The sequence below is a fragment of the Rhodococcus sp. 05-339-2 genome, from assembly GCF_002258965.1.
Taxonomy (GTDB): domain Bacteria; phylum Actinomycetota; class Actinomycetes; order Mycobacteriales; family Mycobacteriaceae; genus Rhodococcoides.
Map to the genome: position 1 here is coordinate 64834 of NZ_NOYW01000002.1, position 15304 is coordinate 80137.

Here is a 15304-nt window from a genome sequence, read left to right on the forward strand (position 1 = left end):
TGCGTACGGTACCACCGAGGGTACTCAAGAGTACCCAATATCGAAGGTTTCGTGATCGGGTTGGACACCATCGCGGCTCACGTGGAACTTCGCAGGAAAGGACATTTCATGAATGCGCAATTTGGATACGAAAACCGAAGGTGCAGTTGCGGATTCGGGACGAATCGGATGACGCCGTGACGACCATCGAGCGCGTCGACGTTTTGATCGTCGGAGCTGGGCTGTCGGGGATCGGTGCCGCACACCACCTCTGTACGTCGTCAGCGAACCGCAGCTTCGCGGTGCTCGAATCGCGAGACGCCGTCGGTGGAACGTGGGATCTCTTTAGGTACCCGGGGGTGCGGTCCGACTCGGACATGCATACTCTCGGGTACCGATTCCGGCCGTGGACCTCTGCGAAGGCGATCGCAGACGGACCGTCGATCCTCGACTACATCGCCTCGACCGCCGCTCGCACCGAGATTGCCTCCCGCACGCGTCTGGGACACCGTGTGGTTGCAGCACGGTGGTCATCGACCTCGGCGGTGTGGCGCGTGGAGGTTCGAGTTTCCGAGCAGACTGTATGGTTCGAGTGTTCTGCTCTGATGCTGTGCTCCGGCTACTACTCCTACGACAAGGGCTACACCCCGACGTTTCCGGGCATCGATTCCTTCGAGGGTACGGTCGTTCATCCGCAGCACTGGCCCGCTGACCTCGACTACTCGAACAAGCATGTCACCGTAATAGGTAGCGGTGCAACCGCTGTCACCCTCGTACCGGCTCTGGCAAAGAGCGGCGCACAGGTGACCATGCTCCAACGGTCACCTACTTACATCATGTCCGTACCGTCCGTGGACAAGTTCGCGAACGCAGTACGGCGCATGCTCGGATCCAGACTCGGCTATCGCGTGACGCGATGGAAGAACGTGGCAACTGCATGGGGGGTCTACGAGCTCAGTCGTCGTAGACCGGACATGGTGAAGGCAATGGTGCGCAAGAATGTCGTGGAGCGACTGCCCGCGGGCTTCGATGTCGACACCCATTTCTCTCCCGACTATCAGCCGTGGGATCAGCGTCTGTGCGCTGCACCGGACGGTGACTTCTTCGCAGCCTTGAGTTCGGGTCACGCATCCGTGGCGACCGACACGATCCGCACCTTCGATCCCGAAGGAATCCAACTGGCCTCGGGCCGTCGGATCGACACCGACATCGTCGTGACGGCAACGGGACTCGACCTTCTGTTCTTCGGTGGGATCGATCTCATCGTAGACGGCCGGCGCGTCGTTCCTGCCGATGCCTTCTCGTACAAAGGTCTGATGCTCAGCGGCGTGCCCAACCTCGTCTACACCCTTGGATACACAAACTCGTCGTGGACTCTCAAGGCCGATTTGGTCAGCCAGTATCTCTGCCGCCTCCTCGCACACATGGACAAGCACTCGTATCGCAGCGTCGTTGCGGTGCCCACAGACCCTGAGATGGATCGCCGACCGTTGTTCGATTTCGACGCCGGGTACGTCACTCGTGCGATCGATCGTATGCCGAGCAGTGGTCCACGCGCCCCCTGGCGCCAGAGCATGAACTACTACCGCGACGTCGTGGTGTTACGGCACCGGCCGATCGATGACGGAGTCCTTCACTTCGAGGTCGCCACCCGCCAGCGCTCCGAGGAGGAGATGACATGCTCGTGAAGGCAGACAAGGTCGCTTGTGCCGGAGCCGGTATCTGTGCCGTGACCGCCCCGGACGTCTTCGGAATAGGTGAGGATTTTCAGGTCATTGTGTTGAATGCGCACCCGGACTCCAGCCTGAGTGCGGAAGTCGAAGCGGCCGTTCTCTATTGCCCGCACCAGGCTTTGACTGCGAGTACCGAATGACCACTCGGGGCGGGGTGCTTCGGGTCGCCATCGTGGGCGCGGGTCCAGCCGGGATGTACGCCGCGAACGCCCTGATGGACTCCGGTCGAGACGTCTCCATCGATCTGCTCGAACGCCTGCCCGCACCCTTCGGACTCATTCGGTACGGTGTTGCTCCTGACCATCCGAGAATCAAGGGAATTGTCTCGGCACTGCATCGTGTACTCGACCGACCACAGGTTCGTTTGTTCGGAAATATTACTTACGGAAAAGATGTCGACCTCGAGACCCTGCGTCGTCACTACGATGCCGTTGTCTTCGCCACGGGAGCCGATACAGACCAAGAACTGGCCATGCCGGGAGTCGATCTCTCTGGGTCGCACGGAGCTGCGGACTTCGTCGCCTGGTACGACGGCCATCCCGACGCACCGCCGAACTGGGACCTCGACGCCGAGCGGGTAGCCGTCCTCGGCGTCGGGAATGTCGCTCTCGATGTCGCACGCGTACTGGCCAAGTCTCTCGACGAGCTGCTGGGCACCGACATCCCCGACAATGTTGCCGCCTGCATGCGTTTGAGTCGTGCCCGTGAGGTGCATGTGTTCGGTCGACGCGGACCGGCTCAGGCGAAGTTCAGCCCGCTTGAGTTACGAGAGCTGGATCACAGCAACAATTTTCAGGTCGTAGTCGATCCGGCAGACATGGTTCTGGACACTCATTCGATCGCAGCGCTTGAGCAGTCGAAACAGCTCCAGCTTGTGGTGTCCACTCTTCGGACGTGGTCCGAACGTCAGTCTGTTGACGTGGCACGCACCATCTTCCTGCACTTCTTCGAGGACCCGGTCGAGGTGCTCGGTCGCGATGGACGTGTGATCGGTTTACGTACCGAGCGAACCACGCTCGATGGACTGGGCGGAGCGACAGGTACCGGCCGGTTTACCGACTGGCCGATTGAGTCCGTGTATCGGGCGGTTGGGTACCGGTCGCGAGAACTCCGGGATCTGCCGTTCGATCCGATTCGCGCGGTGGTTCCGAACGTCGGCGGGCGTGTGATCGACCGACACGGAGTGATCGTCGACAAGGTGTATGTCACCGGGTGGATCAAGCGTGGACCGGTTGGTCTGATCGGGCATACCAAGAGCGACGCGAACGAAACTGTTACCAACCTCCTTGCCGACGTGGAAGAGTCGACCGACGTGGCCGAACACCTGGACGACGCGTTCCTGAAATTCGTGCGTGAGAATGTAGTCGACGTGACTTCCCGCGAGGGGTGGTATCGACTGGATGCGTACGAACGTCGGCTCGGTGCCGCTCGTGGTCGCGAGCGGATCAAGGTCGTCGACCGCGAGCGGATGGTAAGTATTTGCGTGGCAAATCGCGTGTAGTGAACGGGCCGTTCATGATCGTGATCACCATCGACGACGGGTTAAGCGCTCATCGCGCCAACGGGTCCTCAGCGGAAGAAGATCTTGTCCGAAGGTGGTTCTACCAGCCGGTCAAGCCCGGCCTGGCCTGACCGGCAACCTCACCACACGTGGGAGTTGGGATTGTGCATTGCCGAGAATCGGTCACCGTGTGTGCTAAGCGGGTGTGTGTGCCTTGGGTGCCGGAGACCTCAGAAGTTGCTTGAGAGGTACGGAGGTATCTGCGAACGCCTCGGCTGTCACGAGTGTCCCGTTGTTCAGTGCACCTCGTAGAGCGAGGAAGTCGGCTGGTGAGTTCACGCATTCGGTTGCGCTGAGCCGTCCGTTCGCGAAGAACCCGACGACCAGACGTCGGGGACGGTTCGGTTCGGAGCGGATCACGACCGTATCGTCAGAGCCTGTCAGTCCTGCGATTTGCAGCTTCCAGTCACCCTGATCGGACCAGAACCACGGTATGTTGCGGACTGAATCTGGTTGGCCCACAATGACTCGCGCCGCTGACGCGGCTTGCTCTGCGGCATTGTCGACTGATTCCAGACGAACAGGTCGGGACTTGTCGGGTGCTGGCCCAGGATGGGGTTGAATCGTGCAGTCGCCGATGGCCAAGACGTTTCTCTGCGAGGACACCCCGCGATGATCGACGACTATTCCGCCTGCACACGACAATCCGAGTTGCTCCGCGAGAGAGATGTTCGGCTCGACGCCGATGCCGACGAGTACGGTCGCGGCCGGAATGAAGGTATCTTGTGCAACCTGTACGCCCGTGACCGAGCCGCCGTCATCTGTGAGGATTGCTTCGGGTGCGGTGGACAGGCGAACGTCCACACCCATCCCCTGGTGCGCCGCCAGCAAGAATGAGGCGGTAGCGTCACCTATCGCGCGGCCCATCAGACGCGGTCCCGCTTCCAGTACCGTGACTGTGCCTCCCAGTCCGCGTATGGTCGCAGCGGCCTCGAGTCCGATAAATCCACCGCCGATCACTACGACCGGGCCCAGGTTCACCCGTTGGCGAAGGCCGAGGGCATCGTCGACTGAGCGAAGTTCGATCACGCCCTCAGCGTCGGCACCGGCGATGTGCAGCTTGCGTGGGCGGGCACCTGTCGCCAGGACCAGCCGATCGTACGGATATGTCGACGCTTCGTATGTATCCGAGCCAACTTTGGTGGTGTGGACGCGACCGGTCCCGTTCCCCGCTTGCTCGATCCGTAGAACTCGCTCGCCGAGCGTAAGGTCGATCGAATTGTCTGCGTACCAATGTGGTCCGCGCAGTCCCAACGACTCCGCGGCCACCTCGCCTTTCAGGTACGCCTTCGACAATGACGGACGGTAGTACGGGTGATGGGGCTCTTCGCCGATCAATCGCACAGTTCCGTCGAAGCCGGCCGATCGTAGAGACTCGGCGAACTGGACGGCGGCATGCGAAGCACCGACGACAACAACCGTTCGCGGTGCAGATGGGAGGTTCTCAGTTCTCGTGGAGTCGAGTTCTGACTTGGTCATAGCTGGCTCGAGGGGATTGTCACGTGTATGTCCGATCCTTCTCGTAGAAGCAGCTGACACGACAGGCGGGAGTTGCCTTCGCGGTCCGCCGCCGCGCAGTCGAGCATGTCATCCTCGTCTTCGTTCGGTGCTTGGAAGTCATCGAGCTCGTCCTCTGCGAGGAATACGTGGCAGGTGGCGCAGGACAACACGCCTCCGCACTGCCCGACGATTCCGCTCACCCCGTTCTTCACGGCGGTCGTCATGACCGATTCGCCGGCGTCTCCTTCGACGACTTTCTCGACACCGTCGGGCTGCATGTAGAACACTTTCGGCATTTCTGCTCTCCTACCAAGCAACCGGCAATGATGTGATGGGTTGGGTGAGGTTGTCGTAGTTGATGACGACGGGTCCGTCCTGATGGAGCCCCGGGAGCCGTCGGAAGAGTTCGGCTATCGCCACTTGAAGTTCCATTCTCGCCAGGGGGGCACCGAGACAGTGGTGTAGTCCGAAACTCAGCGTCAGATGTGGGTTGTCGGTGCGCCGAACATCGAATCGCGCAGGTTCGGCGATGGCGATCCCATCGTGGTTGGCCCCGTTAGGGTCGGCCAAGACTGCTTCCCCCTTCGCTACGAGCTGACCTTCGAGGTCCACGTCTTCCGTAGCGACGAAGGGTACGAGTGCACCTGCTCCGACGACCGGATTACCTATCTCCCATGCCGCGTGACGCAGAATTTCCTCGACCGCGGTCGGTGCGACAGCGTCCACATCTTCGAGCAAGACAGCCAGTTGATCTCTATTGTTGAACAGTGAGAACACTCCCTGTCCGATGAAGTTTGCGGTGTTGTCGAAACCACCGAGTATGAGAATCAGCGCGATGGGAAGGATTTCCGCGTCGGTGAGGGTGTCGTCCTTGTCCCGCGCGTTAGCGAGGTCGCTGATCAGGTCTTCGCGCGGCTCGCGACGCCGCTCTTCGATGAGGTCGGTCATGTACTGCACGAGTTCGCTCATGTTCGCCGCGATCTGCTCGGGTGGCATGTTCGCTACAGACAGCGTCGACGCGCTCCACGACTCGAACTTCGGCCTATCCTCGGGAGGCACTCCGAGTAAATTGGCCAGCATCTGAATCGGCAAGGCAATCGAATAGTCTTCGACCAAGTTCGATGGTGACCCTTTGGCGACCATTCTGTCGATCAATTCGTTGGCGAATGACACTGCCGAATCGCGCATTCCGCGTACACGTCTCGGTGAGATCGACTTCTGAACCAGTCTGCGTAGCTTGGTGTGGTGTGGTGGATCCTCGAATTGGATGGTCGACTTGAGAAACTCGGGAAACTCCATGAAGTACGGCACCGTCCGCTCGCCGTTACGGAACGGCTCTCGCACGAAACGTGGATCGCCGAGCATTGCCCGGGCGGTGGAGTTGCGGTGGATGATCCACGCTTCGCCGCCGACCGGCATTGTCATCTTGGTCATGGGGCGGTCCGCGCAGATGGCCGCGTAGCGCCGCGCTGCTTCGCTGGGCTCGACCGCGGGGAACGGGTACGCGGTGTCTGCAAGGTGCTCGTCGATGGTAGTCATGGTTCTCCGGTGGTAGTGATCGTCAGGGGATCGGTGGTCAGGAGACGGGAGTAGGTGCCGGGGGAATCACCTGGGGGATGGCCTCGGATGTGATGGCCATGATCTCGTCGAATCGGTCGGAGACGGATTCGATGGTGAGGTTCGGGTCGGTAATGCCGGTTGTGTTGAGAATGGCCAGCCGGTTCACCGCGCCACCGGCGACGTTGAACACTTCGCCGGTGACGGTGTTGCTCGGATGCAAGAGGTAGGCCGCCACGGGGGCAACGTGTTCTGGGGTCAGTGAGGTGCGCATGTAATGGAGAATCTCGTCGCTCAGGCCATCCGCTCCGGCTTCTGCCATGCGAGTGCCGGCACCCGGGGCGAGAGCGTTGACCAGAATGCCGTGTTCGAGTCCTTCGACAGCGAGGTTGCGAGTGAGACCGAACACTGCGCCTTTGGAGCTTCCGTAGTGCGTCATCATGGCGTTGCCGAGCATCGCTTGCGAGATGGTGTTGACGATGCGTCCGGATCCCGATGCCTGCAAGTGGGGCCAGGCTGCGCGGCACAGGCGTAGCGCGCCGAAGTAGTGCACATCGAGGTGACGTTGGTATTCCTCGTCCGGAACGTCCGTGAATGCCGCCGTGCGGATGATCCCGGCGTTGTTCACGAGTCCGTCCAGACGTCCGAAGTTCGAGATCGCCGCTTCGACAAGAGCAACGGCACCGCTGTCGGTTGAGACGTCGGCGGTACATGCCACGGCACGTCCGCCGGCTTCTTTGATCTCGGCGACTACTGCGTCAGCCGGATTCTCGGCTTCGACGCCGGAGCCGTCCGTTCGTGCGCCCAGATCACCGACGATGACCGCGGCACCGCGTTGGGCGAGAAGTCGGGCATGAGCGCGGCCGATACCGCGGCCGGCGCCGGTGATGACGACGACTCTGTCGTCGAAACGTAGTTCTGTCATGAGAAGGTCCTTCAGGTTTCGGAGGTGGGATTGAGGGCGTGCTCGCTGTCAGGGTCTCGAGTTGCCGCCCGAGTGCGAGACATCTGCAATCCATATCGATGCTCGAGCCTCTCGGGCGGACTTCTCGAAGTCGAAGACCTCGACGCCTACGGTGATGTAGAGCGTCTTTCGGTCCGGTCCACCGAGCATGCATGCCGATCCTGTTCCTGATTCCAACGGAACGAAGACGGCGTCGGTCATCGCTCCGTCGGGTCCGAACCGGGCGACGTAGCCGCTGCCCGGCATCGCGGCCCACACTCCCCCGTCATCATCGAGGGCAATGCCGTCGGGAAGGGACGGTGTCACTGCAAACACCTTGTGATCGGACAGTGTCCCGTCCTCGCTGCGGTTCATGACCAGGATCTTGTCGAGGAAGGCTTCGGCTGTGTACGCGGACTTCTCGTCTGCTGACAGAGCGATTCCGTTGGCACCCATGAGCGGCCCGACCTTGTCGGCGACGGACACAGCGCCATCGGGGTCGACGACGACGATTGGTGATGGCGCTGGGTCGGCTCCGTGATATAGATCGAAGCCGAGCTGCGTCACATACGCCCGCCCGGTGGAATCGACCACCATGTCGTTGATCGGCCCCGGTGCGTGCGCCGCGACATCGGCGTATTCGGTGAGCGCGTCAGGTGCTGATCCGTCGTGCACGAGGACGAGCTTTTCGTGCATGGAGGTGACAATCAATCGGCCATCGGGCAGCCAGCCGAAGCCACCGAGCACGATGGGTACCTGCGAACTTGCCGATCGGGCGTTCGCGTCTACGACAACGGCGACCTGTCCTGCGGAATCGATCGTTTTGAGCGTGCCGGTGTACATGTCCGAAAACCAGAAGGTTCCATCGTGCCATCTCGGACATTCCGGCCAGGAGAACCCGCGGGCAATCTCGCGCGCGGTGGTGGTGGGGACTCCAGCGAATGCGTTAGTGACTGCGTTGGTCATGAATGCGCTCTTTCTGACGGGGTCGGGGTGGGCGGCTGGGGTTGCCGGAGGAGTTCAGGGTGGCTACGGAGATGTGGGAATCGATCCGTGATCACGCCAGCTTGCTTTAGTGATGTGGTTCACACTATTCAATTCATCCATAATGTCAACTAATTTGGTTCGGGTGGAGCCGTGAGGCGAGCTGTTGACGCCGTTTTGGCGTCGGGTCGACAGTGGCTGGGTGGCTACCGCAGCAGCCAACGCTCAGCGGAAAGATCATGTTGTAGGCACTTTTTGTCGAGAAAGGCGTCCTAGTGGCGAGATTGCGGGCGAGTGGGGCTCCCTGCAGTCGAGGCGCGGACGCCATCTATGGTTCCGCGCACAGGCGCGGCGAACCCCAGCGGGTCGCTTCCTGGCGCGGACGTGTCAGTTGGTGTCACATGAACCTTTCACTCAACGTGGCGCATACAGAATTGGATCCGATATAGAAGCGTATAGGTGGATCTCGATTGTGTGAAGTGATTCACAAAACTAGATGTTCATGTCTCGGGCACGAACAGCTGCAGCTTGCGCGCTACCAGCGCCGGTTTCGATCCGTAGTCGACGTGAACGGAGAACTTCCAGGAACACAGCAATGCCGATGGTCTTTCTTCGACGTTGAGAAGCTCGGCAGATAGTCGGATGGAAGATCCGACCCGTACGGGTGTCAGGAAGCGGATCTTGTCGTATCCGTAATTTATTACCTGTTCGCACGGGGTGACGATCACGAGTGAGTCGAACATAGGCGTGATCAGGGCGAGGGTCAGGTTGCCGTGTGCGATAGTTCCGCCCAGTGCGCCGCGCCGGGCACGTTGGGGGTCGATGTGGATCCACTGCCGATCCCCTGTCGCCTCTGCAAACCTATCAACGCGGCCCTGATCGATCGCCATCCAATCGGACGGTCCATAAACGGCACCCACCATCTGCGGAAGATCGGTTGGATTCACCTCGGGTATCGACCGCTTCATGGCACTCCTCTTCCGGTGTGGTGCAGCTTCTTGTCGCAACCAGTGGCCGCAATCCAATTTTGTACTCTAGTATTGGATCCAATGCCAGGTTCCGACCGACTTCCTGTGGTCGGACGCATACACAAGTAGCTCGCCTGAACGAAGGACCCTCAACTCGTGCCCGAAGCAACCGTGAACTTCACCAGCGACAACGGCGTCGCATACATCACCCTCGACAACCCGACGCGGAAGAACGCCATAACCCTCGACATGGCAGCAGCGATCGAAAGCATCTGCGCCGACATCGACCGCGACACATCGATCGGGGCTGTGATCGTTCGGGCCGAAGGCCTCTACTTCTGCAGTGGAGCCGATACTCGAGACCTCGCGGCATCCTCGACGGACGCAGCGTCCGACGATTCGGTTCGACGAACCTCGGCCATCTATCGCAGCTTCGTCCGAATCGGTCAACTGACCCCCCCGACGATCTCGTCGGTCGTCGGAGGCGCGGTAGGAGCCGGACTCAATCTCGCCCTCGCTGCCGACGTCATGCTGGTCACCCCCGACGCCGTCTTGGACAGCGGGTTTCTCGCACGCAGGATCCATCCTGGCGGTGGCCACCTCACCCTGGTCGGACGGGCCCTCGGTCCAGCAGGGACCATGGCAATGGCGGGGCTTGGCAGAGCGATGTCGGGAACCGAGGCTGTCCGACGCGGACTTGCCTACGTATGCGTCGAGGCCGACGAGATGTCCAGCGAGATAGCAAAACTCACCCTCCATGCTGCCGCAGACCCGGATCTCGCACGAGCAATCAAGAACAGCGTCCGACTGGAGTTGGGGCCGCCTGGAGTCTCACTCGCATCCGCGCTCGAGATCGAACGTGGCGTCCAGATGTGGTCACTCGGCCGCAAGGGAGGAGCGGGATGGAACAACAAACCCAGCAAGCCGGTCGTCGAGCAGGTCACCCCATGACAGCGGCAGGGCCACTCACCGGAATACGTGTCCTGGACTTCACGACTACGTTTTCGGGGCCGTACTGCACACAATCACTGTCAGATCTCGGTGCAGACGTCATCAAGGTCGAAGCGCCATCCGGCGACATCACCCGTCGACTCGGAACGATTCGCGAGGGCATGGGTAGTGTGTATGCCGCGTGCAATCGTGACAAGGCCAGCATCGAGATCGACATGGCTGGTCCCGAGCACGCAAAGGTGATCGAACTGGTCGACAGCGCTGACTGCCTTGTACATAACATGCGTCCGGCCGCAGCGCGGAAACTCGGAATCGACGCAGTGACGACCCTCGAACGCAACCCTCGGCTCATTCACGCGTCGATCACAGGCTACGGGACCAACGGTCTGTACGCCGGCCGGCCGGCCTACGACGACTGCATCCAGGCCGCCAGCGGTCTTGCCGCGCTGCAGAGCGACTACGCCGGTCAACCGCAGTACATGGCGACGTCAATCGCAGACAAGGTCGCTGGAATGACTGCGGCACAGGCTATCTTGGCCGCACTGTTCGCACGTGAGAGAACGGGTCGCGGTCAAGCCGTGGAGATCCCGATGTACGAGACACTGGTCGGATTCACCTTGATGGAGCAGTGGGGCGGGCAGGTTTTCGACCCGCCGACAGGACCTCCAGGGTATGCACGAATGCAGTCGCGATTCCGCAAGCCCTACCGCACTGCGGACTCGTCGGTGGCGGTGGTGGTGTACCACCAAGGTCATTGGGAGCGCTTCCTCGAAGCAGTCGGACGCAGCGAAGTCCTTGCCGATCCACGCTTCAGCAGCGTCGAGGCGCGCAACCGCAATATCGATTCGCTCTACGCAATCCTCGAAGCCATATTGACCGAAAGAACCACCGAGCAATGGCTCGATTTGTTCTCCCGCATCGATGTTCCCGCAGCTCCGGTGCTCGACCTGAACGACGTACTTTCCGACCCGCACCTCGAGTCGGTCGACTTCTTTCAGACGGTGACTTCCGAGAGCGGATCTTTCGTAGCCAATCGGTCCTCGATGTTGTTCTCGGACACCCCGCTCGCCGACCCACGCAATCGTCCTGGTCCGTCCAGGCTCGACAGCGGACGAGATGCCGCCGAGCGCTGGTCGCAGGCCACGACTCCGGTGTGATCAAGTCGCGCCGCCCACCTGTTATCAGATGGGCGGCGCGACCTGATCATGTTGTGCTGCAAACGTTTACGCTCATTCGAGTCGATCTACGCTAGGACGAAGCTCGCTGTACGAATTCGACGATGTACCCGTCGGGATCTCGGACCGTCGATAGCACCAAACCGCCGAGGTGTTCGAGGGCACGGGGAGCCATCACCACTGTGCCGCCGCATTCGACGGATGCTGTGGTCGTGCCCTCCACATCGTCGACCGACATCACGAGTTTCGCGAATCCGGAGCCAGGTTCGATCGCGGCGGCGGGATCACGTTCACGAATCAGTTCGACGCCGCCGCCTGCACCATTGCGCTGACCGACGATGATGGCATCGAACGTGTCCGTGGAAATATCGTGCACGCGGAACAGTCCACACCCGTCGACATAGAACGCCACGGACCTGGCGAGATCGAACACTCGAAGTGCCGTCAATGCGATTTCAGGTGCCCGAAGTGCGGGTGACCGGCTGTCGTCGGGCGACGCGCTCATCGGGTGTGGGTCCCGCCGTTGAAATCGATGGTCTGCCCAGTCAAACCACCGGATTCATGAGATGCGAGATAGACGCATGCCGCACCAACTTCCTCCGCATCGCCCAGACGACCGATGGGAATGGTGGCGACTATCCGCTCGATCATGTCGGCAGGCATGACATCGGCCAAGTTGCTCTGCTGGCCGAGCGCGAGCACGTTCGCGGTGACACCGTACTGGCCGCATTCTGCCGCCAGATGACGGACGAACCCCTCGATCCCGCTCTTGCCCGTCGCGTACATCGAAACGTTGATGTTCTGTCCGGTTCTGGCCGAACCTGACGAAATCTGAACCACGCGACCCCACCCGTTGTCGCACATACCGTCGATGACTGCTTTCGTGCAGTTCAACGATCCGTAGATGTTGAGATCGATTGGCAACCGCCACAATTCAGGGGTGAGTTCGCGAAACGGGAGGTTCCATTTGCCTTCGGCAACACCCGCGTTGTTGACGAGGATGTCGACGTGCCCGCCCAGTTCGGCTTCGGCGGACCGGACGTGATCGACGGTCGACTGGTAGTCGGTGACGTCCCACGCCGACGCAACGGCGGTGTGCCCTTCCGCAGCGATAGCTGCTGCAACCCTCTCGGCCCTGTCGGGGTGTAGGTCGTTGACGATCACCGACGCGCCTTGACGCGCGAGGACTGTGGCTATTCCCGCTCCCACGCTCTGTCCTGCACCCGTGACCAGTGCGATATGACCTTGTAAGTCGAACACTTGACTCCTCCTGCTCTCGTTTGGGATCACCGAGCGGATCCCGTTTCCCCGTCAGTGGACTTGAACGATGACCGTGTTGTCAACATTTTGCATAATTTCCTGGATCCAATAGTTAGACTCAATGCATGGAACCCACAACTACAGTCACAGCGGCTGCGCGAACGCGCTTTGCCTCAGGCACTGCCGTCATCACCGGTGCTGGAGCCGGAATCGGCGAAGGGCTGGCCCGTCACCTGGCGACCCTCGGAATGCACGTCGTCGTCGCCGATATCGATACCGCGGCCGCCGAACGCGTCGCCGACGACATCGTAGGCGCAGGAGGCTCCGCAACGGCGCACACGGTCGACGTCACCGATGCAGCCGGCGTCGACGCTCTCGCTGCGGAAATCTACAGCCGATTCGGCAGCGTGGAACTTCTGATCAACAACGCAGGTCTCGAGAACGCCGGCCTGCTCTGGGAGGTCGATCCCGTGCGGTGGCGAAAAGTCATGTCGGTCAACGTCGATGGCGTCTTTCACGGCATCCGCGCATTCGTGCCGAGAATGATCGCAGCAGGAAAGCCCTCCGTGATTGCGAACCTGTCCTCAGTGGCCGCATTCTCCGTCACCCCCGTACAGGCTCCGTACACCGTGAGCAAACACGCCGTCCTCTCGCTCACCGAATGTCTGCATCAGGAGATCGCTTTGGTCGAGGCACCGATCCAGGTCTCCGCGGTACTTCCCTATTCGATCAAGAGTTCCATCTTCAACGCCGCACGCACACAAGCACCTACATCGAATGCAGTCGCCAACGCGGTCTTCGATGTCATGCAATCGGCAAATGTTGCTGCCGGTTTGGATGCCGTCGCCGCCGCCGAGCACATGGTGGAGGCGATCGCACGTGGTGACTTCTGGATCTTCTCAGACGACGCAGTGTGTTCCGCCATGGCAGCTGCCCGAGGTCACCACCTCACTGAACTCACGAATCCGCAAGACCCACGAGAGCAACTGACACTGATGGGAGTCGAGATTTCCGCATGAGCACCGAATACGACCAGAGAAGCAACGCTGTTCCAGCAACCGACCCGAGGATCACCGCGGCCCTGGAGGAATCTCGTCGACGCGGGGAAACAGGGATACAAGTCGCGGCCTACCTCAACGGTGAGCTAATTGTCAACGCCGCCGCCGGCAACGCCGCCGCCGGAACAGCGACAACGATCGACACTCTCTTCCCCGTTTTCTCCGTCACCAAGGCCATCACCTCCGTCGCTCTGCATTTGCAAGCGGAGAAGGGCCTGATCGACTACAATGCGCCCGTCGCTCAGTACTGGCCGGAGTTCGGAAAACAGGGCAAAGAGACGATGACCGTCCGTCAGCTTCTCAGTCACCGCGGCGGTATTCCTTGGATGCCCGACGGTGTCACCCCGGCCAAACAAGCCGATTGGTCATGGATGATCGATCGGATCGAAAATGCAAAGCCCGCTTTCGAGCCCGGCACCACCAATTGCTACCACGCATTGGTGTGGGGCTGGGTCGTTGCGGAAATCGTCCTGCGGACTGATGGCGGCGGGCGCGATTTCGCGCAGTTTCTGCAACAAGAAATCTTCACGCCAATGCGGATCGATGGTGTCCATCTCGGAGTGCCAGCGGCACTCGACGACCGAGTCGCCGTACTGAACGGTGGCGACGTACCAGAAGGGGTCGGAGAGCAGTATCTTCTCGGAATGCCCGAAGCGGTCTTTCCGGGCTCGAGGGTATACAACACCGAACTGTCGCGCCGCACTGTCAACCCCGGTGCCGGTGTCATCGCCACGGCTGAAGGAATAGCAAGATTCTTCGCCCTCCTCGCCGGCCTCGGCGAGTTGGACGGAGTTCGTTTGTTGTCGGAGGACCGTGTCCGGGCGTTCACGGAGACCCGCGACCACGTCGAAGACACGGACCTGTACATGGGCAAGCCGGCTCAGGTCAGCGCACACGGGTTTTGGCTCGGTGGCCCTCAACCGGCGGGGTATCCGGTGCTGGGTGACAACCCGAACGTTGTGCACCATCCTGGGGCGGGCGGCGCGCTCGGATGGGCCGAGCTAGACACCGGCCTGGCTGTGTCGATCAACCACAACGCAATGCATGACCAGGCGCTACCCACCGAGCTTCATCCCTTCACACCGATCGCAGAGGCTGTACGCGAAGTTGCGGCCGAACGGGCTGGAGTCACATCGTGATCACTTCGCATGATTGCGGCACTGTTTGCGACGAGCACGCATTGACAAAGCTAATGATGGAATTCGCTGCCGCGGCAGATGATGCCGCCAGCGTGGACGAGGTAGTCGCGTTGTTCGTCGACGACGCAGTGTTCGACATGGGGGGAGAACTCCACCAGGGCACATCCGCGATTGCTCGTTACCTGCAGGGTGCACGCGACGCCGGGTTTGCCGGGCCCGCAGCCGGCACTCGTCACATCGTCACCAATTGCCTCGTCACCGTCGAATCGAACGAGACGGCGAGTGGGCAGAGCGAGTGGATGCTGATCCGTTCAGCAGCAGACGAGGCATTCCCCATCGTGCTCTCCGCCGGTCGGTACCGCGATCGATATCGGCGCGTGGACGGTGTGTGGCGCATTGCGCACCGTGCGGTCGAGTACTGATGATCCCTAGGTAGGGAACCCGAAAGTGGGAAGGAGCCCCAGGGGACCCCTTCCCACTTTCGGCGCAGCGTGTG

At 61.0% G+C, this 15304-nt stretch carries 16 protein-coding genes; 8 read left to right on the forward strand and 8 right to left on the reverse strand.

Going from position 1 to position 15304, the window contains the following annotated elements; translation table 11 throughout:
• Positions 1–176 precede the first annotated feature (176 nt).
• The 3 genes from CH273_RS00365 to CH273_RS00375 are packed head-to-tail and all read left to right on the forward strand — an operon-like array spanning position 177 to position 3213.
• A complete protein-coding gene (locus CH273_RS00365; RefSeq protein ID WP_032393710.1) occupies positions 177–1667 on the forward strand; it encodes a flavin-containing monooxygenase in 1491 nt (496 codons plus the stop codon).
• The gene (locus CH273_RS00370; RefSeq protein WP_371828350.1) at positions 1664–1852 is read left to right on the forward strand and encodes a ferredoxin; all 189 of its coding nucleotides are present in this window, start codon (positions 1664–1666) and stop codon (positions 1850–1852) included. Before CH273_RS00365 ends, CH273_RS00370 begins: the two co-directional genes overlap by 4 nt.
• Positions 1849–3213 carry an FAD-dependent oxidoreductase gene (locus CH273_RS00375; RefSeq protein ID WP_032393617.1) on the forward strand — a complete coding sequence of 455 codons (1365 nt, stop codon included), beginning with the start codon at positions 1849–1851 and terminating at the stop codon, positions 3211–3213. The genes CH273_RS00370 and CH273_RS00375 overlap by 4 nt, the downstream gene beginning before the upstream one ends.
• A 195-nt stretch (positions 3214–3408) precedes the next feature.
• On the opposite strand, the gene CH273_RS00380 is transcribed toward CH273_RS00375, so the two are convergent.
• The 6 genes from CH273_RS00380 to CH273_RS00405 all read right to left on the reverse strand — a co-directional run bounded on the left by CH273_RS00380 (position 3409) and on the right by CH273_RS00405 (position 9225).
• Positions 3409–4752 carry an NAD(P)/FAD-dependent oxidoreductase gene (locus CH273_RS00380; RefSeq protein WP_032393618.1) on the reverse strand — a complete coding sequence of 448 codons (1344 nt, stop codon included), beginning with the start codon at positions 4750–4752 and terminating at the stop codon, positions 3409–3411.
• Positions 4749–5069 (reverse strand): 2Fe-2S iron-sulfur cluster-binding protein, encoded by a 321-nt coding sequence (locus tag CH273_RS00385; protein ID WP_032393619.1) that lies wholly within the window; start codon positions 5067–5069, stop codon positions 4749–4751. Before CH273_RS00385 ends, CH273_RS00380 begins: the two co-directional genes overlap by 4 nt.
• 10 nt (positions 5070–5079) lie before the next feature.
• The gene (locus CH273_RS00390) at positions 5080–6312 is read right to left on the reverse strand and encodes a cytochrome P450 (protein WP_032393620.1); all 1233 of its coding nucleotides are present in this window, start codon (positions 6310–6312) and stop codon (positions 5080–5082) included.
• Positions 6313–6349: 37 nt separating this feature from the next.
• Complete coding sequence (locus CH273_RS00395) at positions 6350–7255, reverse strand: SDR family NAD(P)-dependent oxidoreductase (protein WP_032393621.1); 906 nt, start codon at positions 7253–7255, stop codon at positions 6350–6352.
• A gap of 48 nt (positions 7256–7303) precedes the next feature.
• Positions 7304–8239 carry an SMP-30/gluconolactonase/LRE family protein gene (locus tag CH273_RS00400; RefSeq protein ID WP_032393622.1) on the reverse strand — a complete coding sequence of 312 codons (936 nt, stop codon included), beginning with the start codon at positions 8237–8239 and terminating at the stop codon, positions 7304–7306.
• Positions 8240–8757: 518 nt separating this feature from the next.
• Positions 8758–9225 (reverse strand): MaoC family dehydratase, encoded by a 468-nt coding sequence (locus tag CH273_RS00405; RefSeq protein ID WP_032393623.1) that lies wholly within the window; start codon positions 9223–9225, stop codon positions 8758–8760.
• A gap of 156 nt (positions 9226–9381) precedes the next feature.
• Between CH273_RS00405 and CH273_RS00410 the strand changes: the two genes are divergently transcribed.
• Positions 9382–10176: an enoyl-CoA hydratase-related protein gene (locus CH273_RS00410; RefSeq protein ID WP_032393624.1), complete on the forward strand. Its 795-nt coding sequence runs from the start codon at positions 9382–9384 to the stop codon at positions 10174–10176.
• Positions 10173–11333, forward strand: coding sequence for a CaiB/BaiF CoA transferase family protein (locus CH273_RS00415; RefSeq protein WP_052049198.1), 1161 nt, complete (start codon positions 10173–10175; stop codon positions 11331–11333). The genes CH273_RS00410 and CH273_RS00415 overlap by 4 nt, the downstream gene beginning before the upstream one ends.
• Positions 11334–11424: 91 nt before the next feature.
• Here the strand turns inward: CH273_RS00415 and CH273_RS00420 are convergent, their stop codons facing one another.
• Together CH273_RS00420 and CH273_RS00425 are read right to left on the reverse strand one after the other, a co-directional pair.
• Positions 11425–11856 carry a VOC family protein gene (locus CH273_RS00420; protein WP_052049199.1) on the reverse strand — a complete coding sequence of 144 codons (432 nt, stop codon included), beginning with the start codon at positions 11854–11856 and terminating at the stop codon, positions 11425–11427.
• Positions 11853–12611: an SDR family NAD(P)-dependent oxidoreductase gene (locus CH273_RS00425; protein ID WP_032393625.1), complete on the reverse strand. Its 759-nt coding sequence runs from the start codon at positions 12609–12611 to the stop codon at positions 11853–11855. The genes CH273_RS00420 and CH273_RS00425 overlap by 4 nt, the downstream gene beginning before the upstream one ends.
• A 125-nt stretch (positions 12612–12736) precedes the next feature.
• Between CH273_RS00425 and CH273_RS00430 the strand changes: the two genes are divergently transcribed.
• The 3 genes from CH273_RS00430 to CH273_RS00440 are packed head-to-tail and all read left to right on the forward strand — an operon-like array spanning position 12737 to position 15230.
• Positions 12737–13630, forward strand: a complete 894-nt coding sequence (locus CH273_RS00430; protein WP_032393626.1) for an SDR family NAD(P)-dependent oxidoreductase — start codon at positions 12737–12739, stop codon at positions 13628–13630.
• Positions 13627–14808, forward strand: a complete 1182-nt coding sequence (locus tag CH273_RS00435) for a serine hydrolase domain-containing protein (RefSeq protein ID WP_032393627.1) — start codon at positions 13627–13629, stop codon at positions 14806–14808. The genes CH273_RS00430 and CH273_RS00435 overlap by 4 nt, the downstream gene beginning before the upstream one ends.
• Positions 14805–15230 (forward strand): nuclear transport factor 2 family protein, encoded by a 426-nt coding sequence (locus tag CH273_RS00440; protein ID WP_254925542.1) that lies wholly within the window; start codon positions 14805–14807, stop codon positions 15228–15230. Before CH273_RS00435 ends, CH273_RS00440 begins: the two co-directional genes overlap by 4 nt.
• Positions 15231–15304 lie beyond the last annotated feature (74 nt).

Coding starts and splice junctions, on each gene's coding strand:
- CH273_RS00400 (WP_032393622.1), bottom strand. CDS start 8,239: ATGACCAACGCAGTCACTAACGCATTCGCTGGAGTCCCCACCACCACC.
- CH273_RS00380 (WP_032393618.1), bottom strand. CDS start 4,752: ATGACCAAGTCAGAACTCGACTCCACGAGAACTGAGAACCTCCCATCT.
- CH273_RS00405 (WP_032393623.1), bottom strand. CDS start 9,225: ATGAAGCGGTCGATACCCGAGGTGAATCCAACCGATCTTCCGCAGATG.
- CH273_RS00430 (WP_032393626.1), top strand. CDS start 12,737: ATGGAACCCACAACTACAGTCACAGCGGCTGCGCGAACGCGCTTTGCC.
- CH273_RS00420 (WP_052049199.1), bottom strand. CDS start 11,856: ATGAGCGCGTCGCCCGACGACAGCCGGTCACCCGCACTTCGGGCACCT.
- CH273_RS00415 (WP_052049198.1), top strand. CDS start 10,173: ATGACAGCGGCAGGGCCACTCACCGGAATACGTGTCCTGGACTTCACG.
- CH273_RS00435 (WP_032393627.1), top strand. CDS start 13,627: ATGAGCACCGAATACGACCAGAGAAGCAACGCTGTTCCAGCAACCGAC.
- CH273_RS00390 (WP_032393620.1), bottom strand. CDS start 6,312: ATGACTACCATCGACGAGCACCTTGCAGACACCGCGTACCCGTTCCCC.
- CH273_RS00375 (WP_032393617.1), top strand. CDS start 1,849: ATGACCACTCGGGGCGGGGTGCTTCGGGTCGCCATCGTGGGCGCGGGT.
- CH273_RS00395 (WP_032393621.1), bottom strand. CDS start 7,255: ATGACAGAACTACGTTTCGACGACAGAGTCGTCGTCATCACCGGCGCC.
- CH273_RS00385 (WP_032393619.1), bottom strand. CDS start 5,069: ATGCCGAAAGTGTTCTACATGCAGCCCGACGGTGTCGAGAAAGTCGTC.